The 24,941-nt window shown below is 73.0% G+C and carries 22 protein-coding genes and 1 pseudogene; 13 read left to right on the forward strand and 10 right to left on the reverse strand.

All coding sequences use genetic code 11. The features are described from left to right. Positions 1 to 50 precede the first annotated feature (50 nt). The gene (locus ACFZBD_RS07990; RefSeq protein WP_391137322.1) at positions 51 to 785 is read right to left on the reverse strand and encodes a translation initiation factor IF-2; all 735 of its coding nucleotides are present in this window, start codon (positions 783 to 785) and stop codon (positions 51 to 53) included. 261 nt (positions 786 to 1,046) lie between these two features. Here ACFZBD_RS07990 and ACFZBD_RS07995 point away from each other — a divergent pair, with 261 nt between their 5' ends. The 3 genes and pseudogenes from ACFZBD_RS07995 to ACFZBD_RS08005 form a co-directional block, all read left to right on the forward strand. After that, a complete protein-coding gene (locus tag ACFZBD_RS07995; protein ID WP_391137325.1) occupies positions 1,047 to 1,397 on the forward strand; it encodes a hypothetical protein in 351 nt (116 codons plus the stop codon). 437 nt (positions 1,398 to 1,834) lie between these two features. Beyond that, entirely contained in the window at positions 1,835 to 3,013 is a 1,179-nt protein-coding gene (locus ACFZBD_RS08000) for a Cmx/CmrA family chloramphenicol efflux MFS transporter (protein WP_391137328.1), read from the forward strand. 161 nt (positions 3,014 to 3,174) lie between these two features. Next, positions 3,175 to 3,391, forward strand: a pseudogene (locus tag ACFZBD_RS08005) (DDE-type integrase/transposase/recombinase); the annotation flags it as partial. A gap of 95 nt (positions 3,392 to 3,486) precedes the next feature. On the opposite strand, the gene ACFZBD_RS08010 reads toward ACFZBD_RS08005, so the two are convergent. Then, a complete protein-coding gene (locus ACFZBD_RS08010; RefSeq protein WP_391137331.1) occupies positions 3,487 to 4,677 on the reverse strand; it encodes an acyl-CoA dehydrogenase family protein in 1,191 nt (396 codons plus the stop codon). A 275-nt stretch (positions 4,678 to 4,952) separates the two neighbouring features. Then, entirely contained in the window at positions 4,953 to 6,038 is a 1,086-nt protein-coding gene (locus ACFZBD_RS08015; RefSeq protein WP_391137334.1) for an asparaginase domain-containing protein, read from the reverse strand. Positions 6,039 to 6,213: 175 nt separating this feature from the next. Between ACFZBD_RS08015 and ACFZBD_RS08020 the strand changes: the two genes are divergently transcribed. Then, on the forward strand, positions 6,214 to 6,669 hold the full coding sequence (locus ACFZBD_RS08020) for a winged helix-turn-helix transcriptional regulator (protein ID WP_391137337.1): 456 nt from the start codon (positions 6,214 to 6,216) through the stop codon (positions 6,667 to 6,669). Positions 6,670 to 6,844: 175 nt separating this feature from the next. Here the strand turns inward: ACFZBD_RS08020 and ACFZBD_RS08025 are convergent, their stop codons facing one another. After that, positions 6,845 to 7,045 (reverse strand): hypothetical protein, encoded by a 201-nt coding sequence (locus ACFZBD_RS08025; RefSeq protein WP_391137340.1) that lies wholly within the window; start codon positions 7,043 to 7,045, stop codon positions 6,845 to 6,847. A 206-nt stretch (positions 7,046 to 7,251) separates the two neighbouring features. Between ACFZBD_RS08025 and ACFZBD_RS08030 the strand changes: the two genes are divergently transcribed. Together ACFZBD_RS08030 and ACFZBD_RS08035 are read left to right on the forward strand one after the other, a co-directional pair. Beyond that, complete coding sequence (locus ACFZBD_RS08030) at positions 7,252 to 9,330, forward strand: SpoIIE family protein phosphatase (RefSeq protein ID WP_391137343.1); 2,079 nt, start codon at positions 7,252 to 7,254, stop codon at positions 9,328 to 9,330. A 105-nt stretch (positions 9,331 to 9,435) separates the two neighbouring features. Beyond that, positions 9,436 to 10,449, forward strand: coding sequence for a PHP domain-containing protein (locus ACFZBD_RS08035; protein WP_391137345.1), 1,014 nt, complete (start codon positions 9,436 to 9,438; stop codon positions 10,447 to 10,449). Positions 10,450 to 10,527: 78 nt separating this feature from the next. On the opposite strand, the gene ACFZBD_RS08040 is transcribed toward ACFZBD_RS08035, so the two are convergent. From ACFZBD_RS08040 to ACFZBD_RS08055, 4 genes are all read right to left on the reverse strand, one after another. After that, a complete protein-coding gene (locus tag ACFZBD_RS08040; RefSeq protein WP_391137348.1) occupies positions 10,528 to 11,919 on the reverse strand; it encodes an NADP-dependent succinic semialdehyde dehydrogenase in 1,392 nt (463 codons plus the stop codon). A 127-nt stretch (positions 11,920 to 12,046) separates the two neighbouring features. After that, a complete protein-coding gene (locus ACFZBD_RS08045) occupies positions 12,047 to 12,715 on the reverse strand; it encodes a ThuA domain-containing protein (RefSeq protein ID WP_391137350.1) in 669 nt (222 codons plus the stop codon). 197 nt (positions 12,716 to 12,912) lie between these two features. Continuing rightward, positions 12,913 to 13,557: a TetR family transcriptional regulator gene (locus tag ACFZBD_RS08050; protein ID WP_391137354.1), complete on the reverse strand. Its 645-nt coding sequence runs from the start codon at positions 13,555 to 13,557 to the stop codon at positions 12,913 to 12,915. A 409-nt stretch (positions 13,558 to 13,966) separates the two neighbouring features. Continuing rightward, entirely contained in the window at positions 13,967 to 15,250 is a 1,284-nt protein-coding gene (locus tag ACFZBD_RS08055) for a streptophobe family protein (RefSeq protein WP_391137357.1), read from the reverse strand. Positions 15,251 to 15,595: 345 nt separating this feature from the next. On the opposite strand from ACFZBD_RS08055, the gene ACFZBD_RS08060 reads away from it, so the two are divergent. Continuing rightward, positions 15,596 to 16,099: an FBP domain-containing protein gene (locus ACFZBD_RS08060; RefSeq protein ID WP_391137360.1), complete on the forward strand. Its 504-nt coding sequence runs from the start codon at positions 15,596 to 15,598 to the stop codon at positions 16,097 to 16,099. A gap of 37 nt (positions 16,100 to 16,136) precedes the next feature. Here the strand turns inward: ACFZBD_RS08060 and ACFZBD_RS08065 are convergent, their stop codons facing one another. Continuing rightward, on the reverse strand, positions 16,137 to 17,330 hold the full coding sequence (locus ACFZBD_RS08065) for an acyl-CoA dehydrogenase family protein (RefSeq protein WP_391137363.1): 1,194 nt from the start codon (positions 17,328 to 17,330) through the stop codon (positions 16,137 to 16,139). Positions 17,331 to 17,466: 136 nt separating this feature from the next. On the opposite strand from ACFZBD_RS08065, the gene ACFZBD_RS08070 reads away from it, so the two are divergent. From ACFZBD_RS08070 to ACFZBD_RS08090, 5 genes are all read left to right on the forward strand, one after another. Then, entirely contained in the window at positions 17,467 to 18,672 is a 1,206-nt protein-coding gene (locus ACFZBD_RS08070; protein ID WP_391137366.1) for a CoA transferase, read from the forward strand. 61 nt (positions 18,673 to 18,733) lie between these two features. After that, complete coding sequence (locus tag ACFZBD_RS08075; RefSeq protein ID WP_391137369.1) at positions 18,734 to 19,429, forward strand: FCD domain-containing protein; 696 nt, start codon at positions 18,734 to 18,736, stop codon at positions 19,427 to 19,429. A gap of 168 nt (positions 19,430 to 19,597) precedes the next feature. Continuing rightward, a complete protein-coding gene (locus ACFZBD_RS08080) occupies positions 19,598 to 20,194 on the forward strand; it encodes an exonuclease domain-containing protein (RefSeq protein ID WP_391137373.1) in 597 nt (198 codons plus the stop codon). 255 nt (positions 20,195 to 20,449) lie between these two features. Beyond that, complete coding sequence (locus ACFZBD_RS08085; RefSeq protein WP_391137376.1) at positions 20,450 to 21,661, forward strand: beta-1,3-glucanase family protein; 1,212 nt, start codon at positions 20,450 to 20,452, stop codon at positions 21,659 to 21,661. Between the two features lie 198 nt (positions 21,662 to 21,859). Beyond that, positions 21,860 to 22,507, forward strand: coding sequence for a CBS domain-containing protein (locus ACFZBD_RS08090; RefSeq protein WP_391137379.1), 648 nt, complete (start codon positions 21,860 to 21,862; stop codon positions 22,505 to 22,507). Positions 22,508 to 22,690: 183 nt separating this feature from the next. Here ACFZBD_RS08090 and ACFZBD_RS08095 read toward each other — a convergent pair whose 3' ends face one another. Beyond that, entirely contained in the window at positions 22,691 to 22,990 is a 300-nt protein-coding gene (locus ACFZBD_RS08095) for a dsRBD fold-containing protein (RefSeq protein WP_391137382.1), read from the reverse strand. Positions 22,991 to 23,367: 377 nt separating this feature from the next. Between ACFZBD_RS08095 and ACFZBD_RS08100 the strand changes: the two genes are divergently transcribed. Continuing rightward, a complete protein-coding gene (locus tag ACFZBD_RS08100; protein WP_391137385.1) occupies positions 23,368 to 24,927 on the forward strand; it encodes a hypothetical protein in 1,560 nt (519 codons plus the stop codon). The last annotated feature ends 14 nt before the right edge of the window (positions 24,928 to 24,941 follow it).

A 24,941-nucleotide genomic window follows, 5' to 3' on the forward strand; every position in this document is an offset into this window, starting at 1 on the left:
CGGCGCGCGGCCGACGCGGGAGGCGCTTCGCCCGGAGTCACCTGGCCCGCTCAGTGCGGGGGCCCTAGCCGGTTCAGGGCGCTGGTGACGCTGCAGCCGCCCTCGCCGGGCATCCGCTGGATCCGGGTCGGCGACCACACCGCCGTCTCGCCGGGGGCCACGCGGGCGAGAAGGCAGTCCTGCGGGTCGAAGCCGTTGCCCGGCAGCGACAGGAGCACACCGACCCGTCCGCCGATCGCCTTCACCTCGGTACGGATCGCCGGATGCAGGTCCAGGGCGGCGAGCGTACGGCGCACCGCGGCCTCGTCGGCCCGGCCGCCCTCCGGCACCCGGGGAAGCTTCGCGTCCAGCTCCTCGTAAGGCAGCGGGGGCGGTTCGGGCAGCGGGGCGAAGACCAGCGGAGGGCCGTCCGGGCAGTCGGCGTCCCGGGGCTCCTCACGCCACTCCGTCCTGGGCGACACCCGCACCGAGAAACAGCGCTCCACGACGACCTCCTCGGCGTCGCGCCACTCCGCGTACGCCGAGCCGGACGTGCGGACGACCACGTCGACACCGTCCCCGTCGTGCGTCGAGGTACCCGTCAGCCGCAGGACCTCCACCCCGTCGATACCGGAAGCGGAACGCCCGACCTCCTCCGCCGTGCGCGGACGCTGGCCGTAGAGCCGCTCACCCGCCTTCCGGGCCACCTCCCGCGCGGCGTCCGTCGCCTCGTCCTCGGCGGTCGGCACCACGCCACAACCGACGGCGAACAGCAACAGCGGTGCGAGCAGCAGTAGTCGGTGCATACGTCCACCCTCCCGGCGCCCCGCGCGGCGGGCGACCGCTCGCGTACTCAGACCGGCGTGGGTGATCGTACTCAGCCGGGACGCCGCCCGGGCGTGCGGGCCGCGCTCGGCGGCCGAGTCGGCGGGCGGATGACTCATCGCGCGGATCCCATGACGCCGCAGGTGACTGCGGATCGAGCTGCTGCAGGCGACCTAGGCCGTTCCTTCGGATCACGGAGAATCGGCTTGCGTGAGGTGAGGCGCGGGAGGAAGGAGACACGGATGGCACTCGTCATGGAACTTCGTCGAGGACGCTCGGTGTCCCGGGCCGGGCGAAGGCCTGGGCCCCGGCCGCCGACAGGGATGCTGGAGCGGCTGGTTGATGACAACGACGAGTTGGGGAGGGTCGTTGAGCGGCTCGGCCGGCACCGACTGTCCAGTCTGGCCCGCATCGATCCGTACGGGGACACCACGCTGCATGGTGAGGCGGTGGACCGGATGGTGCGGGAACTGGAAGGTACGGATCTCGCTCGGCTGGGGAGTGACGAGCGTGAGGTCGTGGCGACGCTGCTGGCATGGGGCCGGCGGTGCAGTGCTGACCGAGACCTGCGGATCGCCTTCTCGGGCGACTAGAACGTGAGGACGTCCGCAGCCGCGGCAGGAAGGCTGCGTCCTAGGGGCCCGCGGCCTGGCCCGTCGCGGAGATCATGCCTCTGACGCTACGGCCTCCCACTGACAGGACCGTCCTGGGCGGTCTCCTTCGATCAAGCCGGAGCTGCGAAAGTCCCGCAAGACACGACCTAGCTGTTGCGGGACATGACGTTGGTGACTCAGGCCGATGTCAGTGAAACCAAGATGCTTCGACGGGCATCGGTCCGGTAGCGTGCGGGCCATGTCGAGTCCTGAGTCAGACAGGGTGGGGGCTTTCGGTCACGCCGTCAGCCCCCTGAACCACTGAGCTCGTAGCCCTGTCGTCGCGCCGCATTCCGCGGCCGGGCGAGTGTGCCCTTGGGGCCGGCCGCGGTGACGAGATGACCTTCTCGTGCTTCTCCTCACCTCGGAGCCACTCGATGCCTCTCCCGCTGTACCTGCTTGCCATGGCGGTTTTCGCCATGGGCACCTCGGAATTCATGCTCGCCGGCCTCTTGCCGGACATCGCCTCAGACCTCGACGTCACAGCGGGGACAGCCGGCACGCTCACCTCGGCCTTCGCGGTCGGCATGATCGTCGGTGCCCCCCTTGTGGCCGCGCTTGCCCGCAACTGGCCCAGGCGCTCCAGCCTTCTCGGGTTCATCCTCACTTTCGCGGCAGCTCACGCCGTGGGGGCCATCACCACCAGCTTCCCCGTCCTGTTCGCCACCCGGGTCGTCGCCGCGCTCGCGAACGCAGGGTTCCTTGCCGTCGCTCTGACGGCTGCCGCCACGCTGGTCTCACCCGACAAGAAGGGACGTGCGCTGGCCGTGCTGCTGTCAGGCACGACGGTGGCCAGGATCGCCGGTGTCCCTGGCGGCTCGGTGCTCGGCACGTTGCTCGGCTGGCGGGCCACATTCTGGGCTGTCGCCGCTCTCTGCCTGCCGGCAGCTCTCGGCATCCTGAAGGGAATCCCAGCAGGACGTGATGAAGAGGAGGCGACTGGCAGGCCGGCGTTGCGAGCGGAGCTCGCCCAGCTCACACGGCCGCGGTTGATTCTGGTGATGCTGCTCGGCGCGCTGGTGAACGCGGCAACCTTCGGAAGCCTCACCTTCCTCGCCCCCGTGGTGACCGACAGCGCCGGGCTGGGCGAGTTGTGGATCTCTGTCGCCCTGGTGCTCTTCGGCGCCGGTTCCTTCGTGGGCGTCACCGTCGCCGGCCGACTGTCCGACCGGCGCCCCGGTCCGGTCATCGCAGTCGGCGGCCCGCTGCTGCTCATCGGCTGGCTGGCCCTCGCGATGCTGGCCAACGAGCCGGTCGCCCCGTTCATTCTCGTGTTCGTGCAGGGCGCACTGTCGTTCGCGCTGGGCAGCACGCTGATCACGCGGGTCCTCTACGAGGCCGCGGGAGCCCCCACCATGGCCGGCTCGTATGCGACGGCGGCGCTCAACGTGGGCGCCGCCGTCGGCCCCGTCATCGCTGCGGCCACCCTCGGCACCGAAGCCGGCGGCCTTGGGCCGCTCTGGGCAAGCGGACTCCTCGTCGCGGTCGCGCTGCTCATCGCGTTCCCCCTCCTCACCGCCCTCACGGCCGGCCGGAGCACCGAGGTCCTCCGGTGACACACGCGAACGCCCCCTTGAACCTCGAGGGACGCCGAAGGCTCGTGGAGCGCTGCCGCACCCGTCCGATCGCGCACGTCGCCGCCGAGGCCGGTGTCTCCCGCGCCTGTCTGTCCAAGTGGAAGAACCGGTACGACACGCACGGCGAACCCGGGCTGGGCGCGAAGACCGGTGGCGCCAAGGGCGGGTACGTCTACCTGCACTCTGCCGTCGACGGATTCTCCCGCTTGGCCTACACCGAATCCCTTCCCGATGAGAAGGCCGCCACCACCGTGGCGTTCCTCAGCCGCGCCCGCGCGTTCTTCGCCGCCCACGGCATTCACCGGGTCGTGCGCGTGGTCACCGACAACGGCGCAAACTACCGCGCCGCAGTCTTCGTGCGCTCCCTGATCTCGTGGGCCTCCCGCCACCGGCAACCGTCCTCCAGCCTCACGGCTCCACGCGAGCGTCACCAACGTCATGGCCGGCAACAGCTAGCGGCGGACGCGGGGCATGCCCAGGCCGATCCAGGAGATGATCTCGCGCTGGATCTCGTTGTTGCCGCCGCCGAAGGTGAAGATGACGGCGGAGCGGTAGCCGCGCTCGAGTTCGCCGTGGAGGACCGCGCCGGCCGAGCCCTCCTTGAGCGGGCCCGCCGAGCCGACGACCTCCATGAGCCAGGCGTAGGCGTCGCGGCGGGCCTCGGAGCCGTAGACCTTCACGGCGGAGGCGTCCTGGGGGGTGAGGGTGCCGTGTTCGACGGCGTGCACCATCTGCCAGTTGAGGAGCTTCATCGCGTCGAGCCGGGTGTGGGTACGGGCCAGGCAGCGGCGGACCCAGCCGAGGTCGATCACCCGGCGGCCGTCGGCGAGTTCGGTGTCGGCGGCCCAGCGCTGGACGTCGTGGAGGGCACGGATCGCCATGGTGCCGTGGGCGGCGAGGGTGACGCGTTCGTGGTTGAGCTGGTTGGTGATCAGGCGCCAGCCCTTGTTCTCCTCGCCGACGCGGCGGGAGGCGGGGACGCGGACGTCGTCGTAGTAGCTCGCGGTGGTGTCGTGGGAGGCGAGGGTGTTGATGAGGGTGCAGGAGTAGCCGGGGTCGGACGTCGGTACGAGCAGCATGGTGATGCCCTTGTGCGGCGGGGCGTCCGGGTCGGTGCGGACGGCGAGCCAGACCCAGTCCGCGGTGTCGCCGTTCGTCGTCCAGATCTTCTGGCCGTTCACGGTGTAGTGACCGGTGGTCTCGTCGCCCTCCCTGGCCGCGCGGGTCTTCAGGGCGGCGAGGTCGGTGCCCGCGTCGGGCTCGCTGTAGCCGATCGCGAAGTCGATCTCCCCGGAGAGGATCCGGGGCAGGAAGTACGCCTTCTGTTCGTCCGTACCGAACTGCATGATCGTCGGCCCGACCGTGTTCAGGGCCATCAGCGGCAGCGGCACCCCGGCCTGCGCGGCCTCGTCGAAGAAGATGAACTGCTCCATCGCGCCGAGACCCCGCCCGCCGTACGCGCCGGGCCAGCCGACCCCGAGCCATCCGTCGGAGCCGAGCCGGCGCACGGTCTCGCGGTAGAAGCGCTTCTGGGCGGCCGGGTCGGCGTAGCGGGCGTAGACGTTGTCCGGGACGAGTTCGGCGAAGTACGCACGCAGCTCCGCGCGCAGGCGGTGCTGGGCGGGCGTGTACTCGAGGTGCATGGGGCCTCCCGGGGCAGCGTCCTGGGTGCGGTGCGCGCGACGGCGGCCACGGTAGAACGTGTTCCATTAATGGGGAAGCCCCCGGGCGGGCCTATCTGGGGGGCCGGGTGCGGCGGAGGTGTGGGGCCGGCGTACGGCGAGGGGGCCCGAGATGGCGTACGGCGGGGTCCGGCGTTGGGGGCCGGGGAGGGGCGCCGAGACACGGCACCAGGGGTCGTTCGCGGCGGCGGCCGGGTGTCGGCCGGCGCCGCGCGGTCGCCGGGACCGGCGAGGCCTCAGCCCGCCGAGAAGCGGGAGCCGGCCGCCGTCAGGGCGGGCTCCGGGCGCACGGGGCCGTTCAGCAGAGGGCCCAGGACCTCCGCGCGGCGCGCGGGGTCCGATGCGGCGAGGACCGCGGCGAGCACGGCGATACGGGCCTGGCCGGCCCGGAGCGTACCGGTGAGAACGGCCCCGGCCTGGACGAGGTCGACCGCTCCGCCGCCGGTGTAGATCTCGGCGACGGGCCCGGCGGGGACCCGGGTCGTCACGGCGACGAGGACGCCCCGGGCGACCGCGTCGGCGACGGCGACGGCTATCTCGGGCGTGGCATTGCCCGCGCCGGTCGCCACCAGGACGATCCCCTGGGCGCCGGCCGCCACCGCGGCGTTCAGCAGCACCGGGTCGCCGTCGGAGTGGTGGGTGACGATGTCGACCCGCGGCAGGGGCTCGATCGCGGCCTCGGGTGCGTCCTCGGCGATGTACGCGGCCGGGGGCAGCGGCAGGGGCGCGGACCGGTCCGGTCGGCGCTGGACGTGGACCTGGCTGAAGCCGACCTTGCCGAGCGCCCGCTCGGAGGGGTCGGAGAAGGCGTCGACGGCGAGGGTCTTGGTCTTCACCGTGCCGCGCGCCGCGTGCACGAGACCGTCGAAGACGATGAGGACGCCCAGGTCGCGCACGCTGGCGGCCACCTGGAGCGCGTCGCAGAGGTTGCCGGGCCCGTCCCCGTCGGCGGTGCCCAGCGGCCGCTGCGCGCCGGTCAGCACGACCGGGCGCGGGTCGTCGTGGTGGAGGTCCAGCAGGAAGGCCGTCTCCTCCAGGGTGTCGGTGCCGTGGGTGATCACGATGCCGTCGACGCCCGGGTCCGCCAGCGTCTCCCGGACCGTGCGGAGCAGCGTGAGCTGGCGCCGGGTGGTCATACGGGAGCTGTTGACGTTGAACAGGTCGACGACCTCGACGGCGATGCCCTCCGGCAGCGCGGCGGTGGCCAGGACGTCGTCGCCCGGCGCGTCGGCGGCGTAACCCGTGCCTTGCCAGCGGCTGGCTATGGTGCCGCCGGTGCTGAGGAGAACGATCCGCCGGGTCCGGTCGTCGTCGCGAGTCATCTGCGTCTGCCTTGGGGGTGGGGGGTGGGGGCGCCTTGGGTCGCGCTGGGCCGAGTCGAACAGACGGTCCACACCGCACGGTCCGCCATCGTCGCCGAAACAATAGGGCAGCTCCCGCGCAACGCGATTGCGAAGTCGGTTTCCTTCGCGCGCTTCCGCGCTGCATCATTGCGTGATGGACCGAATCGACCGAAGCATCTTGCGCGAGCTCCAGGCCGACGGCCGTCTGACGAACCTGGAGCTCGCCCAGCGGATCGGGCTGAGCGCCTCCGCGTGCATGCGCCGGGTCCGCCAGCTGGAACAGGACGGGGTGATCCAGGGGTACCGCGCCGTCATCGCCCCCGAGGCCGTGGGGCGGAGCTTCGAGGTCCTGGTCTCCATCGAGGTGCGCCGGGACCGGGACACCGTCAAGGCGTTCGAGGAGGCGCTGCAGGACATCCCGGACGTCATCGAGGCGTACCGCCTCTTCGGCAGCCCCGGCTGTCTGCTGCGCATCGCGGTGGCCGACCTGGCGGCGTACGAGCAGCTGTGGATCGAACGGCTGACGTCCCTGGCGGGCGTCACCGAGGTGAACTCGCAGATCATCATGAAGCGCGTCAAAGAGGATCACGGCCTGCCGATCGGCCGGTGAAGGCCCCGGGCCCCGGGTGTGACGGCGGGGTCGCGGCGTAGGACTCCCGCGCACCTGCGTACGTACGCACCCGTCGGCGTCTCGTCCGCCTCTTCCCGGCGCGCCCGCACCACGCGGCCCCGGCCCCGCCCGGCGAAGCGTCCGTGTTCCGGGGCGGGGCCGAGGGTGGCACGGCCTAGGGAAGGAGCTCGTCCAGGGAAGCGCGGCCCTTCTCCGCCATGCGGCGTTCCGCCCAGGCCAGGTTCTTCGGACTCATGTCACGGCCGGAGGCGAGGACCAGGTCCTCCGCCGTGAACTCGCCTTCGGACCCGGCATGCAGCAGGCTGTCGGGCGTCGGGCTTTCCCCCCGGAATGTCTTCTCGGGCTCAGCGTTCATGCCGCCTCCTCGTTCTTCCGGCACTGGCCATTCTCGCGGCCCGCATCCTCCGCCGCATCCGGGCGACCGGCGGTGACACCCCGCCCCCGCTCCGCCACCCGGACCGGAGCCCGGCAACCCGGAATCCCGCGCCGCGCACAAAACTCCCCCGGCGCGCCGTGTCGCCGCCATGGCGTCGGGGGGAGGCGGGTTCGACAATAGGGGGGATGACCGATGACGACCGGCGCACCCGCAGTGGCGAGATCGGGCCCACCGAGCGGCTCGCCATGAATCGCACCGGCAGCTTCGACTGGGATCTCGACACAGGCACCATCGATGTCGACGAGGCCGGGCTGCTGGTCTTCGGGATGGGGCCGAACGGGTTCGACGGGCGGCCGGCCACGCTGGTCCAGGCGCTGCCGCCCGAGGAGCGCGCCGATCTCGACGCGGTGATCCGTCATGCGATCATCAGCGGCCAGACCTCGTACAGCGCGCACTTCCGGCTCGACCGGGAGGACGGGACACCCCAGTGGACGCACGTGCAGGCGCGGATCCTGCGCCAGCCCGACGGCATGGCGCATCGGATCGTCGGCATCGTCCGCGACACCACCGCCGAGGTCACGCACTCCGACTTCGTCCTGGAGCTGGAGCGCCGCCGCGAGCTGCAGACCAGCATCGTCGAGCGCACCACGCACGCCCTCTCCCGCGCGGTGACCGTCGACGACGTCACCGCCGCCCTCACCGGCCCCGGTGGCCTCGCCCGCCTCGGTGCGGACGGTCTGGCGCTCGGCCTGGTGGAGAACGGCTCGCTCAACATCATCGCGCTCAGCGGGGAGTCCATGGAGGTCCTGAACGACTTCCGGTCCCGCCGGCTCGACCGGGGGCTGCCGCTCGCCGAGACCGTGCTGAGCGGGCGGCCGCGGTTCGTCCCCTCCTTCCCCGGCCTCGGGCGGGACTTCCCGGAGCTCGCGCCGTACGTGGCCCGGATGCGGTTCCGGGCCGCCTGCTATCTGCCACTGGTCGCCCAGGCCCGGTCCCTCGGCGGCATGGCGCTGTTCTACCGGGGCCGTACCACCTTCAGCGCCGACGAGCGCAACCTCGCCCTCGGTCTCGCCGCGATCGTCGCCCAGTCCCTCCAGCGCGCCCTCCTCTTCGACGAGGAACGGGAACTCGCCACCGGCCTCCAGGAGACGATGCTGCCCCGCCGCATCCCGGAGATCACGGGCGGCGAGATCGCCGTCCGCTACCACGCGGCGTGGAGCGGGCGGCAGGTCGGCGGCGACTGGTACGACGTCATCCCGCTCCCCCGCGGCCGGGTCGGCATCGTCGTCGGCGACGTCCAAGGCCACGACACCCACGCCGCCGCGATCATGGGTCAGCTGCGGATCGCGCTGCGGGCGTACGCGGGCGAGGGCCACGCACCCTCCACCGTGCTGGCCCGCGCCTCGCGCTTCCTCGCCGAGCTCGACACCAATCGCTTCGCGACCTGCACCTACGCCCAGGTGGACCTCTCCGGGGGCACGGTGCGCGCCGTACGCGCCGGGCATCTGGACCCGATGATCCGGCACACCGACGGCCGGGTGGGCCGGCCCAAGCTCCGCGGGGGCATGCCGCTGGGCCTGGCCACCGTCTTCGGGCAGGAGGAGTTCCCGGAGACCCGGCTCGACCTGGTGCCCGGCGAGACGCTCGTCCTGCACACGGACGGGCTGGTGGAACAGCCCGGAGCGGACATCGACACCGGCCTCGCGGCGCTCGCCGAGGCGATGCGGACCGGACCCCCGCAGGCGGAGGCGCTCGCCGACCACCTCTCCGAGCGGCTGTGGGAACGGTGGGGCGCGGGCGACGACGTGGCACTGCTCGTGCTGCGACGAAGCCCGGACCCCGGCACTCCGCGCGCGCCGCGCATCCACCAGTACATCCATCAGGCGGACCCGCAGGGGCTCTCGGACGCCCGCGCGGCGGTCGGGCAGGCGCTGCGGGACTGGGACATGGACGCGCTCGCGGACGACGCCGAGCTGCTGACCGGCGAGCTGTTGGTGAACGTCCTGCTGCACACCGAGGGGGGCGCGGTGCTCACCCTCGAGGTGCTGCCGGAACCGGTGCGGCGGGTGCGTCTGTCGGTGCAGGACCGGTCGAGCGCCTGGCCGCGCCGGCGGACGCCCGGCGAGGCGGCGACCTCGGGGCGCGGGCTGCTCCTCCTGGACGCGCTGGCCTCGCGGTGGGGAGTCGAACCGCGCGGCGAGGGCAAGGCGGTGTGGTGCGAGATCGGGCCCGTACCCGCGACGGTCGCGAAGTCCACGACCTGACCGCCGATCGCGCCGAGGACACGCAGACGACGCACGCGGGCACGGCCGGAGCGACGGACGCGGCGAGGGCCGCATGGCCGCAGGAGTCACGGAAGGGAGTCGCACATGGATCCGGTGGCGGCGCTGGACCGCATCGCCTTTCTGCTTGAGCGCTCGCAGGCGCCGACCTACCGCGTACGCGCGTTCCGTACCGCGTCGGCGGCCGTCGCCGCGATGGCCGACGGCGAGCTGGAGAGCCGCGCCGCCGGCGGAACGCTGGAGTCGGTCAAGGGCATCGGCCCGAAGACCGCGGCGGTGGTACGCGAGGCGTTGGCGGGCCGGGTGCCCGCCTACCTGGCCCGCTTGGAGGAGGAGATCGACGTGCCGCGCGCCGAGGGCGGCGAGACGCTCCGGGCGGCGCTGCGCGGCGACTGCCATCTGCACTCCGACTGGTCGGACGGCGGCAGCACGATCGAGGACATGGGGCGTACGGCGGCGGCGATCGGCCACGAGTGGGCCGTCCTGACCGACCACTCCCCCCGGCTCACGGTCGCCCGGGGCCTGTCGCCGGATCGGCTGCGCGAACAGCTGGACGTGGTGGCCGAGCTGAACAAGGGGTGGGCGCCGTTCCGGCTGTTGACCGGGATCGAGTGCGACATCCTGGAGGACGGCTCCCTGGACCAGGAGCCGGAGCTGCTCGAACGCCTCGACCTGGTGGTCGCCTCCGTTCACTCCAAGCTGCGGATGAACGCGGCGGCGATGACGCGGAGGATGGAGAAGGCCGTACGCAATCCGCTGATGGACGTCCTCGGCCACTGCACGGGACGGCTGGTGAGCGGCGGACGGCAGCGCCCCGAGTCGGAGTTCGACGCCGAGCGGATCTTCGCCGCCTGCGCCGAGGCGGGCACGGCCGTGGAGATCAACAGCCGCCCGGAACGCCTCGACCCGCCTCGCCGACTGCTGCGCCAAGCGGTGGAGGCGGGCGTGTACTTCGCCGTCGACACCGACGCCCACGCGCCCGGGCAGCTGGAATGGCAGATCTACGGGTGCGCGCGGGCGGAGGAGTGCGAGGTGCCGGTGGAGCGCGTGATCAACACCTGGTCGGCGGACGAACTGCTGGCCTGGACGCGCGAAGGCTGAGCGAGGGAGGGCGAGCGGGAGGCCGGACGCGGAGGCGCGCGGTCGCGCGCGGGCAGCCGCCCGCCCCTCCCCCGCCCCTCAGCCGCGCTGCCAGATCGTCGTCGCGTTGCAGAACTCACGGATGCCGTGGCCCGCGAGCTCGCGACCGTACCCGGAGCGCTTGATGCCGCCGAAGGGGAGCGCCGGGTGGGAAGCGGTCATGCCGTTGACGAAGACCCCGCCGGCCTGGAGGTCGCGTACGAAGAAGGCGATGTCCTCGTCGTCGCGGGTCCACACATTCGAACTCAGGCCGAACGGCGAGTCGTTGGCGACGGCGACGGCCTCCTCGATGTCGGTCACCGGATAGAGGGTGGCGACCGGGCCGAAGGTCTCCTCCTGATGGATGCGCATCGCGGGCGTGATGCCGGTGAGCACGGTCGGCCGGTAGAACCAGCCGCGCGGCCGGTCCTCCGGGCGGCCGCCGCCGCACAGGACCGTGGCGCCCTTCCCCACGGCGTCGTCGACCAGCTCCTCCAGGTCGGCACGGCCCTGCTCGGTGGCGAGGGGGCCCACGTCGGTGGACTCGTCGAGGGGGTCGCCGACGGTCAGGGCGCTCATCGCAGCGGTGAAGCGCTCGGCGAAGTCGTCGTAGACGTCCTGGTGGACGATGAAGCGCTTGGCGGCGATACAGGACTGGCCGTTGTTCTGCACGCGCGCGGTGACGGCCGTCTTCACCGCCCGGGGAAGGTCGGCCGAGGGCATCACGATGTACGGGTCGCTGCCGCCGAGCTCCAGGACGGTCTTCTTCACCTCGTCGCCGGCGATCGCGGCGACCGAGCGGCCGGCCGGCTCGCTGCCGGTCAGCGTGGCCGCGGCGACCCGGCGGTCCCGGAGGACGGCCTCCACGGCGCCGGACCCGATGAGGAGCGTCTGGAAGCAGCCCTCCGGGAACCCGGCGCGGCGGAAGAGGTCACCGAGGTAGAGGGCGGTCCTGGGGACGTTGGAGGCGTGCTTCAGGAGACCGGTGTTGCCGGCCATCAGCGCGGGCGCGGCGAACCGGATGACCTGCCAGAGCGGGAAGTTCCAGGGCATGACGGCGAGGATGGTGCCGAGCGGCCGGTAGTGGACGCGGGCGGTGTCGGCCCCGGAGTCGCGGACGTCGGCCTCGGCGGGGTGCTCGTCGGCGAGCAGCTCCTCGGCGTGATCGGCGTACCAGCGCATGGCCTTGGCGCACTTGGCCGCCTCGGCCCGGGCCGCGGCGATCGGCTTGCCCATCTCGGTGGTCATTGTGCGGGCGACGTCCTCCGCGTCCTCGTCGAGCAGATCGGCGGCGTGGCGCATCAGCCGGGCGCGCTCGGCGAAGGAGGTGGTGCGGTAGTGCCGGAAGGTGTCGTGCGCGGCCGCAACGCGCCGCTCGATCTCCTCGTCCCCGTGGGTGTCGTACGTGCGCAGCGTCTCGCCGGTCGCCGGATTCACGGTGGCGATACCCATGTCGTCTCCTCCTGCAGGCTCCCAGGGAACCCTCCCGCGCCGGGGCCCGCGGCGCAATCGGAGGCGGTACGCGGGGGTGACGGTGGGCCGGGGGCAAGGGCTCCGGGCGCACCGTCCGTTCACGCCGTCAGGACGTCGCTCCGGTCACCCATGCCAGCGCTCCCCCGAGATGGGCGCGGAAGGCGGTGTCCTCGTACGCCTCGGCCGCATGGCCCAGGGCGGTGAAAAGGACGCGGCCGCGGTCCACCTCCCGGCACCAGACCAGGGGGTGGTCCGGGCCCAGGGTGCCGCCCTCGTAGGTGGATTCGTCGGCCGTCGCCAGGACGCGTACGCCCGTCCCCCGGGGGTTGGACGTGAAGTCGTACCACTCGTCGGTCCACGCCCACCGGGCCGGCAGCCCGGCCGTGGCGGGGTGGTCGGGGGCTCCCACGCGGACGACGCCCGGCTGGATCTCCGGGTGGCCGGCGAAGCGGGTGCCGAGTAGGTCGCCGTAGAAGGGCCAGTCCGGTTCGGCGTTGGCCGCCGCGTGGATTGCGAGGAAGCCCCCGCCGCCCCTGACGTACGCCTCGAAGGCCGTACGGCCCTCAGGATCGAGCACCGCCCCCGTCGTCGACAGGAAGATCACCGCCGCGCACCGGCCCAGCCGGTGGGGCCTGAACGCCGTCGGGTCCTCCGTCGTCTCGGTGGCGTGGCCCGCCGCGCCGGCCAGTGCGGCGAGGGCGGCCGCGCCCGCCGGGATGGAGTCGTGGCGGTAGCCCGCCGTACGGGTGTAGATGAGGATGTCCGATGTCGGCACGAGGCGGGCTCCCGGTGAGTAAGCGCTTTCTAGGGGCGTTCGGAGGAACGTAGCCAGCACCCCTCCCCTTGCGCAAGACAGAACGGGTCGCCGAGGCGTGGAACGCTCCTGCCGGGCATCACGGCCTCGGACCCGGACCTCTTCGGCTGACCGCCGCAAGCGCCGGGACCGCCGTCGGGCCGGCGTCAGGGGCGGTGTCAGGGGCGGGGCTGGCCAGTCCCGTGGTCCGAGGGGTTCAGGGGGCGGGTGGACGCCTCTAGGAGGCGGGCCAGGAAGTCGCGTTCGAGGCTTCCCGGGGGCAGCTCGTCCGGCTCCACATAGCTCTGGGCCAGTCCACCCTCGCGCAGGGCGATCAGGACGCGCGCGAACCGGTCGGCGTCCACGGTCAGTTCGCGTCCCGCCCGGTGCAGTACGGTCCGCAGCCCGCGGGCGATCTCCGCGCGGAGCCGCGCGTCGTGGCGGGCGAGGACCCAGGCCGCCTGCCGGTCGCGGATGGCGTGCAGGGTGAACTCGGTGGTGACCAGGTACCAGTCCCGCTCGTCGGGGTCGACGCGGGAGGCGAGGTCGGCCAGCCGCTCCAGCGTGTACTCCTCGGCGGTGAGCGAGTCGACCGCCTCGGCGAGGCGGCGCACGATCCGCTCGCTGTGCTCGTCGAAGAGGGCGAGGAAGAGTTCTTCCTTGCTCGCGAAGTTGGAGTAGTAAGCCCCTCGGGTGTAGCCGGCGCGTTCGCAGATCTGCTCGATGGACGCGGCGTGGAAGCCGTGCTCGGCGAACGTCTCGAGCGCCGCCTTGAGCAGGGCCGCGCGCGTACGCGGCCGGCGCTTGGTGACACCCTTCGGCACGGCTCGGCCCCCTTCGTCCACGATCGGCCCCGATCCACCCTCGGTCGAGCGGGCCACCCACGATACCGGCCCCTCTCACCGGCGCGGATCGGCTTCGGACGGTAAAATTCCGGCATGGGAGAGCGGCCCGTCGCACCCGCCGCACCCGTCGTGTCCGAGGTGATCCTCGCGGTCGGCGGGGCGCCGCGGGCGGCCGTACGCACGGACGCGGCCGGGCCCCGCGTACGGGCCTCGGAGCCCGTGCCCCCTCCCGCACCGCCGTCCCCCGCGCCGCACCCGACGCCCGTACCACCGCCCGTACCGGCACCCGGGCCGCCGGCTCCCGCCCCGCCGCGGACTCCGCCGCGACCGTCCGACCCTGGCCGGTCCGACCCGTGTGGCCGGTCTGGCCGGTCTGGCTAGTGACTCGTCACCGTGGGGCGGGGGCCTCGGCGTCGGTCGCGTCGGAGCGGGGGACGCGGGCGGCGAGCAGGCCGCCGATGAGGCCGGCGACCAGGCCCCACAGGAAGGCGAGGCCGGCCGTCTTCCAGACGTGCGGACGGAGCAGGACCTCGCCGCCGAGGGCGCCGATGTCGCCGATCCCGATGACGGAGAGCCCCAGCCGTGCGTCGACGAGGGTGACCGGTGCGACCACCAGCATGGTGAGCGCGAAGGCGATCGCGAGGTACAGCGCGTGCTGCCAGAGGCGGACCCGGGCGGGCGAGCGGACGGCGGCGACGAAGGCCACCGCGAGGAGCAGGACGGCGGCGACGGGAAGCAGCCACCAGGCCCGTGAGTCGTACGAGGTCAGCGAGGAGAGGTCGACCGTCGAGAGGTCGTCGCCTTCCGGTGCCCGCAGCACCGCGTCGAGGATCGGCGGCATCGGCAGGCCGAACGGCCCGTCGGCCCTGCCCTCCCAGGATCCTCCGATGCCGACGCCCAGGCCGAGCCACGCGACGTTGGGCAGACCGAGCAGCAGGACGGCGAAGGTGTCGGCCGGGTGGCCCTTCGTGCCGGCCACGACGAGGCCGATGCCCAGGCCGAGCACGACGTACGCCAGGATCAGCAGGAGCATCGCGGAGGCGACAGGGTGGACGACCGCGTGGTAGCGGGCCGCCCCCGGCGGGAGCCCGACGCGGCGCGACACCAGCAGGGCGATGAGGAGCACGCCGAGGATCCACAGCAGCCCGAAACCGAGGGTCGGTCCGAGGTCGGCGCGGAATCCGACGGTGGGCTCGACCACGTCGAGGAGTTCGCCGAAGAGATCGGCCAAGGGGTCACCCTGCTCCTCGCCGCCGAGGGAGATGGGGAAGTCGTGCCGGGCGAGGGCGGACAGTCCCGCGAGCACGGCGAGCCAGAGCAGGACGACCCCTCCCGCCCGGGCGAGGATGTCGCCGGTGCGGTGGACGGTGGGCCCGCGCAGGGGACGCAGGAAGCAGGCCCCGGCGACCAGGGCGCCCACGAGCGTGACGGTGAGCGGCATCGCGGTCAGTGCGGCGTCGGTGCCGGCGAGGGCGCCGGCGTCACCGGAGAGGTCGACCTCGCCTCCGGCCGCCATGACGACGACCGCGGCGACGAGGGGGACGAAACCCCCTGGCAGGTCGGCGGCTCCGGCGGTCCACAGGCCGAGTGCGGCCATGACGGCCATCGCGAGGAACCCTGCCAGCACCGCGGCCAGGGCCTCCGCCCAGGATCGAGCGAGGTGACTGCTCACCCGGCTCACGCTAGTACCGGCGCCGTCGGACCGCTTGCGGGCGCGCGCGTTCGGCACAGCGGACGGACACCCGCCCCGAGCCGGGGCCGGGGCGGCGGGCCGGCCTCCCGGGCTGCTTCGGCCCTGGCTTCCCGCTTCGACCTGACGCGGGCTCGGCTTCGGCGCAGGCCCCGGCTTCGACCTGACGCGGGCTTCGGCCCCGGCCTCGGCTTCGACCTGACGCGGGCTCGGCTCCGGCGCAGGCCCAGGCCCCCGGCACCGGCACCGGCACCGGCACCGGTTCACCGTCCGTGTCGGTCCGAAATTCGGGTGCCGGGCTCCGGAGGTCCGTGTACGGTCCAACGAGTGGAACCTCTTACCGACCGACAGATCCGTGCGTCCTTCGTGAACTGTACGAAGGGCGAGGCGAGCCGGCTCCGACTGCCTCTCGACTTCGCCGAACTTCCCTGGCAGGACCTCGATTTCCTCGGCTGGGTGGACCCCGGTGCGCCGCTGCGCGCCCATGTGGTCGTGCCCCGCGAGGACGGCCCGCTCGGCATCTCCCTGCGCGTGCCGGCCACGAGCCGGAGCAGCGCGGTGAAGTCCAGCCTGTGCCAGGTCTGCCTGACGGGTCACGCCTCCTCGGGGGTCACCCTGCTGGCCGCCCCGCTGGCGGGCAGCCGCGGACGCGAGGGGAACACGGTCGGCATCTACGTCTGCGCCGACCTGGCCTGTTCCCTGTACGTCCGCGGCAAGCGGCAGCCCAAGCTCCGGGCGGGCCGTCAGGAGGAGTCCCTGGGTGCGGAGGAGCGGATCGACCGGATGATGACCAACCTGGACGCGTTCCTCGCCAAGGTGACCGCCGGCTGAGGGAGGCCGGCCCGCGCCGGAGGGGGTGGACCGGCGGTCAGCGGAAGGCGCCCTCGCCCGTGAGCGCCTTGCCGACGACGAGTGCGTGCACCTCGCTGGTGCCCTCGTAGGTGAGCACCGACTCGAGGTTGTTCGCGTGGCGCATCACCGGATACTCCAGGGTGATGCCGTTGGCGCCGAGGATCGTGCGGCACTCGCGGGCGATCGCGATCGCCTCCCGTACGTTGTTCAGCTTGCCGACGCTCACCTGCTCCGGGGTGAGCCGCCCCGCGTCCTTGAGCCGTCCGAGGTGCAGCGCCAGCAGCATGCCCTTGCCGAGTTCGAGGGCCATGTCGGCGAGCTTCTGCTGCGTGAGCTGGTAGGAGGCGAGGGACCGTTCGAAGACGATGCGGTCGCCCGCGTAGGAGATCGCCGTCTCCAGGCAGTCGCGGGCCGCGCCGAGGGCCCCGAAGACGATGCCGAAGCGGGCTTCGTTGAGGCAGCCGAGCGGGCCGGACAGGCCGCGGGCGTCCGGGAGCATCGCGTCGGCCGGCAGCCGCACGTCCTGGAGGACCAGCTCGCTGGTCACGCTCGCGCGCAGCGACAGCTTCCGCTTGATCTCCGGGGCGCTGAACCCGGGCGTGCCGGACGGCACCAGGAAGCCGCGCACGCCGTCGTCGGTCCGGGCCCAGACGACGGCGACGTCGGCGACCGAACCGTTGGTGATCCACATCTTGGTGCCGTTGAGGATCCAGTCCCCGCCGTCGCGCTTGGCGTGCGTCCGCATCGCACCGGGGTCCGAACCGGCGTCCGGCTCGGTGAGCCCGAAGCAGCCGATGTACTCCCCCGCCGCCATGCCGGGCAGCCACCGCTGCTTCTGCTCCTCGGAGCCGTACTTCCAGATCGCGTACATCGCCAGCGAGCCCTGCACGGACACCAGGCTGCGCAGGCCCGAGTCGACGGCCTCCAGCTCCAGGCAGGCGAGGCCGTACGCGACGGAGCCGGTGCCCGCGCAGCCGTAACCCTCCAGGTGCATCCCGAGCACCCCGACGCCGCCCAGCTCGCGGGCCAGTTCCCGGGCCGGGACGGCACCCCGCTCGAACCACTCGGCGACGTGGGGGCGCAGCTCGCGGTCCGCCATGGCTCGGACGGTCCCGCGGATCTCGCGCTCCTCGTCGGTCAACAGACCGTCGACGGCGAGCAGATCGAAGGGGTGGACGGGTGCGGACTTCGACGCGGCGGGCGACTTCACGGACGGCCTCCAGGCGGCTGCGGCAACACGGCGTGGCGAAGCCTAGCCGGATATCGGATTTTGGATCCAGTATTGAATATCCCTTCTCCGCTGCGTACGTTCGCCTGGATCCGATCACCGGGCGGAGGAGAGCGGCATGTGCGCAGATCGACCAGGGACGACGCCCGGGGAGCCCGGGGCACCGACGCCGGGCGGCGCCCTGTCCGGCATCGTCGTCGCCGACTTCGGCCGGGTGCTCGCCGGGCCGTACATGACGATGCTCCTGGCCGACCTCGGCGCCGATGTGATCAAGATCGAGCGCCCGGGCTCCGGGGACGACACCCGGGCGTGGGGCCCGCCCTTCGCCGACGGCGAGGCGACGTACTTCCTCGGGGTGAACCGGAACAAGCGCTCCGTCGCCCTCGATCTGACGAGCCCCGACGACCTGGCGACGGCCCGGGCCATCGTCGGCCGCGCCGATGTCCTGGTCGAGAACTTCCGCCCCGGCACGATGGAGAAGCTGGGCCTCGGCCACGAGGAGGTACGGGCGTCCAACCCCGGCCTCGTCTACTGCTCGGTGACCGGCTTCGGCTCCGCCGAGGGCGCGCACCTGCCCGGTTACGACCTGCTGGTGCAGGCCATGGGCGGGCTGATGAGCGTCACGGGCGAGCCCGGCGGTCCGGGTACGAAGGCGGGCGTCGCGCTGGTCGACGTCATCACCGGCCTCCACGCGGGCCTCGGCATCCTCGCGGCGCTGCGCCACCGGGAGCGTACCGGCGAGGGTCAGCGCGTGGAGGTCTCGCTCCTCGGCTCGCTCCTCTCCGCCCTCACCAACCAGTCGGCGGCCTTCCTCGGCGCCGGCGTGGTGCCGCGGGCCATGGGCAACCGGCACCCGAGCATCGCTCCGTACGAGGTCTTCGCGGCGCGGGACCGGCCGCTGGTGCTCGCCGTGGGCAACGACCGGCAGTTCCGGACGCTGTGCGAACGGCTCGGCACGCCCGGCCTCGCCGACGACCCGCGGTTCGTCACCAACTCCGACCGGGTCGCCCACCGCGAGGAGCTGGTCGAGGCGTTGGCGGGCCCGCTCGCCGGGCGGGCGGCCGAGGAGTGGTGCGAGGAGTTGACGGCGGCCGGGGTGCCCTGCGGCCCGATCAACGATCTGGCCGAGGCGTTCGCGCTCGCCGACCGCCTCGGCCTGGGGCCGCGCGTCCCGGCCGACCTCGCGGGGCCTGGCCAGGTCGCCCATCCCATCGCGCTCGACGCCACCCCGGCCGCCTACCACGGCCCTCCCCCGCGCCTCGGCGAGCACACCGACGCCCTGCTCACGGAGCTGGGGCTGGGGCCGCCCCCGCGTACTTCATAGGAAGATGTACGGCACCGGCAGCGCGGGTCCGCCGGTAAGCGATCGAAGGAAGGCACAGGCGATGAGCAGCGCGGTACAGAAGCGGCGGCCGCCGACCGCCCAGCAGTTCGTCCTGGCGGAACTGCGGCGCGCCATCACCAGCGGCGAACTGCGGCCGGGCGGCCAGATCCGCCAGGACGCGCTGGCCGCCCGGCTCGACGTGAGCCGGGTCCCGTTGCGCGAGGCCCTGAAGACCCTGGAGGCCGAGGGCCTCGTCGTGCACCACGTCCACCGCGGCTACTTCGTCGCCGAACTCTCGCTCGCCGACCTGGAGGAGATCTACCGCATCCGGGAGCTGCTGGAGACCGAGGCCGTCCGGCTCGCCGTCGCCCGGGCCGAGGACGGCCTGACCGCCACGCTCGAACGGATCCAGCACGAGGTGGAACGGGCCGCCGACGCCGGGGACGTGACGGAGATGGCCGCGGCCAACCGCCGCTTCCACTTCACGCTGGTCGAGGCGTCCGGGATGCCCCGGCTGATCCGGCTGATCGCGACCCTGTGGGACGCCACTGACGCGTACCGTTCGCTCTACTACACCGAGATCGCCAACCGGGAACGAGCCGTCCGCGAGCACCGGGCGGTCATCTCGGCGGTGCGGCACGGCGACACGGACGCCGCCCTGCGGTGGCTCCACGACCACCGGGCCCACGCGGTCGCGGCGCTCCGCGAGGTCCTGGACCTCGACCCGGACGACCGCGTGGACCTCGAAGGGGCGTGACGCGCGCCAGGCCGGAACCCGCGCCACGACCGCGTGGACCTCGAAGGGGCGTGACGCGCGGCGGGCCGGAACCGGGCGCCCCGCGCCGGGGTCCCACCCCGGCCGGCCCCTTGCCGCGGGGACGTAATCCGCGTGCGGCACCGGGCACCGGCTCTCTACCCTCGGCGGATGGATCACGGAGAGCTGCACGGAGGGGCCCGTCACGGAGGTCTTGGAAGGCTGGTGAACGTCGTCGACGTCGAGGCGACCTGCTGGGAGGGCAAGCGGCCCCCCGGAGCGGTGAGCGAGATCATCGAGATCGGTCTCACCGTCGTCGATCTGGAGGCGGGCGAGCGGGTCGGCCGGCACCGCGTCCTGGTCAGGCCCGCCCGCTCGACGGTGAGTCCGTTCTGCACCGAACTGACCGGGCTCACCCAGGACGAGGTGGACACCGGCCTGGACTTCGCCGCCGCGTGCCGCCTTCTCGCCTCCGAGCACGCCGCCGGGGCGCGGCCGTGGGCGAGTTGGGGCGACTACGACCGTCACCAGTTCACCCACCAGTGCCGAGTGAGCGGTACGGAGTACCCCTTCGGTCGGCGGCACACCAACGCCAAGGCGGTGTTCACCGAGGCGAACGGACTCCCGAGGCGGCCGGGCATGGCCCAGGCCCTGGAGTTCGCCGGGTTGCCCTTGGAGGGGCGGCACCACAGCGGTGAGGACGACGCCTGGAACATCGCGGCGCTCGTCCTCCAGCTGCACGAACGCGGCGCCTGGCCCTGCCCGTAGGCGCCGTACGGGTGACGCGCGGGACGGCGCCGGAGCTTGGAGGGGACGACCCGGGAGGCCCTGGCGGGACCTTAGCGGGGCCTTAAGGACGCGCGGGGAGCGCCGCAACCATTGACAGGCTCACCTCACGCTCACCATTCTGAGAGCGCTCTCAAGACGCGTTCGCGGGTCGCCCGAGCCACCCCTGCGGTGACGCGGTCGACGCGCCGAACAGCGCCGTCCCCATGGATCCCCCCCACTCCCGAGGAGCCCCACGTGCGCTCTCGCCGCCGCCGCAGGCTCAGCCTGCTCGCCCCCCTCGCCGCCGCCGCGCTGATCGGCACCGCCGTCACCGTCGCCGGCCCCTCGCCCACCGTCCAGGCCGCCGCCGTCCCCGCCACGATCCCGCTCACCTTCACGAACAACTCCGGCCGCAGCGAGCCGGTCTACGTCTACAACCTCGGCACCGAGCTCTCCACCGGCCGTCAGGGCTGGGCCGACGCGAACGGCACCTTCCACCCCTGGCCGGCCGGTGGTTCCGTCCCCGTGCCCGCCCCCGACGCCGCCATCGCGGGACCCGGGAACGGCGGGTCCATGACGATCCGGCTGCCGAAGTTCTCGGGACGGATCTACTTCAGCTACGGACAGAAGCTCGTCTTCAAGCTCGCGACCGGCGGCCTGGTCCAGCCCGCCGTCCAGAACCCGAGTGACCCGAACCGGAATATCCTCTTCAACTGGTCGGAGTACACGCTCAACGACTCCGGCCTGTGGCTCAACAGCACCCAGGTCGACATGGTCTCCGCGCCGTACGCCGTCGGCGTCAAGCGCCCCGACGGCAGCGTCGCGACCACGGGCCGCCTCAAGCCGGGTGGGTACCGGGGCTTCTTCGACGCGCTGCGCGGCCAGCCCGGTGGCTGGGCGAACCTCGTCCACACCCGCGCCGACGGCACGGTCCTGCGCGCACTGGCGCCCGGACACGGCATCGAGGCAGGTGCGCTGCCCGCCGGCGTCATGAACGACTACATCAACCGCGTCTGGAGCAAGTACGCCACGTCCACCCTGACGGTGACGCCCTTCGCGAACCAGCCCTCGGTGAAGTACTTCGGGCGGGTCTCGGGCAACGTCATGAACTTCACCAACGGCTCCGGCGCGCTCGTCACCTCCTTCCAGAAGCCGGACTCCGACAGCGTCTTCGGCTGCTACAAGCTGCTCGACGCCCCCAACGACATGGTGCGCGGCCCCATCTCCCGTACGCTCTGTGCCGGTTACAACCGCTCCACCCTCCTGACCAACCCGAACCAGCCGGACACCTCGTCCGCCGGCTTCTACCGGGACGCGGTGACCAACCACTACTCGCGCAAGATCCACGCGCAGATGGTGGACGGCAAGGCCTACGGCTTCGCCTTCGACGATGTCGGCGCGCACGAGTCGCTGGTGCACGACGGCAACCCGCAGCAGGCGTACGTGACCCTCGACCCGTTCAACTAGGGCCTTTCGTTCGGACCGGCCCCTGGCCGGCGGTGGGGCCACCCCGCCGCCGGCCTGCCGCGCTTCCTCCGCGCCGCCTCTGGAGCGTCTCGCGCCCCGCCCCGCCGAGCGAGCGGGCTCAAACGGATCCGGGGCGTCCGCCATCCGCGTCCGCGTGAGGGATCATGGGCGCAGGAGCGGAGAAGGGACGGACCGACCATGAGGCACCGCAGTGTCGCGGATCTGATGACGCCGACCGCGGTGGCGGTGCAGCCCGGGACGCCGTTCAAGGAGATCGCGCGGCTTCTCGACGAGTACGGCATCACCGCGGTGCCGGTGGTCGACGAGGCGAACCGGCCGATCGGGGTCGTGTCGGAAGCGGACCTGCTGCGTCGGCACACCACGAAGGACGGCCCCAGTACGGCCGAGGCCATGATGACCAGCCCGGTCGTGGTGGCACGGCCCTCGTGGGCGGCGGTCGAGGCGGCGCGGGTCATGGAGCGGCACCGGGTCAAGCGCCTGCCGGTGGTGGACGCGGACGGTCGGCTCATCGGCGTGCTCAGCCGCAGCGACCTGCTGCAGCTCTTCCTCCGGCGGGACCGGGCGATCCAGGAGGAGATCCTCGAGGATGTCGTCACGCGCATCCTCCGGCTCTCGCCGGCCGCGCTCCACATCGACGTGGAGGAGGGTCGGGTGACCCTCACCGGCACCCTGCCGAACAAGAGCCTCGCGCCGGCCTTCCTGCGGCTCTGCGAGGACGTGGACGGGGTGGTGGAGGTCGTGGACCGTCTCGCGTACGAGGACGAGGGTGAGGGCGGGAGCGGGGGCGACGACGAGGCCGCCGAGGGTGCGGCGGCCGGGGCGTAGGCGAGGCGGGACCGAGGGACGCGGATCTCCGGCGCCTCGCCGGGACGGGCCCCGGCCCTCCCCGCTTCACGGCGCACACGCCGCCGACGGGCGCCGCCGCCCGGCCGGGACGCCCGCCCGGCCCCTCGCCACCGTCCGCACCGCCCCGGGCCCTGGGACGCGGCTGAAGCCCGCGGCCGCGCGTCAGGAGACCGCTTCGGGCCAGCCGTAGCCGGGGCCGGTGTGCTGCGGGACCGTGCCCGCGCCCGCCGCCTCCATCTCGCGGTTGGCCTCCCGCATCAGCTGGCCGGCCAGGTCCTTCATCGCGCGGCTCGCGGCGAGCTCGTCGCCGATCGCCGGCACGTCCACATCGGCCGGGTTGCACCGCGCGCTGCCCCGGCCCGTGAGGTGCGACGTACCGGTGTCCAGGTATGCCTCGGCCTTGGTCCTGCCGCCCTCCTCGACCAGTTCCAGTCCGACCTTCCACTCGAAGTGCCGTGACATGGTCCGCCTCCTCGCGACTCGGACGGCGCACACCGGCCCGCGCCGCCCCCTTCCCTTCCAGGATCCATCCACGCGCGCGTGGCCGCTCGGCGACGGCCCTCCGGCAAGGGGAGGCGGCCCGCGGTTCCAGGGCCGGCCACCCCCGGCGCCGTCCCCGTCGAGTCGCCGGCGGTCCGGCCCGGCCGGAGGGAAGCACCTCGGGCCGCGCCGGCCGGCCCCACGTCTCGAAGACATCCTCCGCCGATGACACGACCCGTTTCGGGCCGCCGTATGCGCTGGTCGGCTTGTTAACGTGTGAGGCCCGCCCTGGCTGATGGCCCATCAGTTGTCGGCTGCGCGGCGCGTTCAGGGCGCGATCCCCCACGAAAGGCCTCCCCATGACACTACGGCCGCGCCTCGTCCGGCTGGCCGTCGGAGCCGCGCTCGCCGGGGCGCTGCTCTCCGGGACCGTCCCCGCCGCCGGTACGCGCGCGGCGGCGGCCGCGTCCACGGCGGCGGCCGGAGCGTCGGCGCGGGCGCTCGCGGAGCCCCTGCCCGGGCGGCCCGGCGACTTCCGGCTGGAGGCGGGGCCGTCGCTCACGGCTCTCGTGGACCGTCTGGCGGCCGCGCTGCCGAAGCAGGGGCTCAGCGCGCTGATGCAGCGGGCCGACCGGGAGGCCGGCTGGGAGAGCGCCTGCGGCACCACCGGGATCTACGGCCCCGACCTCGCGCCCCGGCACCGCGTCTGCTGGGACGCCGAGGACGCCGCCTCCTCCGAGTGGATCCCGCAGTCCCTCACGGGTGTCTCCGACGCGCAGGAGGACGAGGACTGGGGCACCTCCGACGCCGATCCGCTCGTCGTCGGCTCCTACGACGCGGAGAACCCGGGCCGCAGCGACTACGTCTGGGGCCGTGGCAACTGCGCCCTGGCCGCCGCCTCCGTCGCCTGCGAGGAGAAGGGCGTCCGCGTCAGCTTCTTCCACCGGGTCACCCGGAAGTACCGGCACGTCCTCCTGGTCTGGCCGTACGCGGACACCGCCGGCCGCATCACCTTCGACGCCCTCCACGCGCGCGAGGGCATGTGCACGAACACCGTCACGGAGGACTGCAAGGCACAGAACGGCACCCACGCCGGCGGCATGGTCTGGTACGGCAACCATCTGTACGTCGCCGACACCGCGAACGGGCTGCGCGTGTTCGACCTGCGCACGATCCTCGACCTCGACCCCGATGGCGACCCCTCCGTCGACGACCCGACGCCCGACGGCCTGGTGAGCAACGCCCGGGACCCGAAGCGGGTGGGACGCCTGGGCCGCGTCTGGTACGGCTTCGGCTACCGGTACGTGATGCCCCAGGTGGCCACCCTGAACTTCACCGCGCCCCCTCCTTCCGGCCCCACCGACGCGTACCAGTGCTATGCCACCGCCCGCCCCAAGGCGTCGTACGTCTCCCTCGACCGCACCGGCGCGGACCACCTCCTCCTCGGCGAGTACTGCAGCACCGACGGGGGCACCAGCCCCGGCCGGGTCGGCGCGTACCCGATGGCGTCGCTGACCGCGGCGGTCGGGGGCGCGGCCGGTACGGTCGCGGACGCGGACCTCGCGTACGGCCTGCCGACCGGCCCGACGCTGGGCGGGGAGGCGTTGTGGCAGAAGATCCAGGGCGTCACGCGGTACGAAGGCACCTGGTACTTCCACCGCGGCAACGGCACGGATCACGGCCGGCTGCTCCAGGCCGTCCCGGAGACGGTCGACGGGACGAGCAGGCTCGTCGGGAACCCGACGGCGCTGTGGTCCTCGATCGGGCCCGAGGACCTGTACCTGGCGCACGGGCGCGGCGACGGTCTCGCCCCGACGCTGTGGTCCCTGAGCGAGCACGCGCCCAGCACGTGCGCCCTCTGCGAACGCGAGTTGTACGGCTACGACCTGGCGGAGGTCACCCGCGCGTTCGGCACCTGACGGCCCTTCCGTAG

The organism is Streptomyces sp. NPDC008121 (assembly GCF_042957155.1).
Taxonomy (GTDB): domain Bacteria; phylum Actinomycetota; class Actinomycetes; order Streptomycetales; family Streptomycetaceae; genus Streptomyces.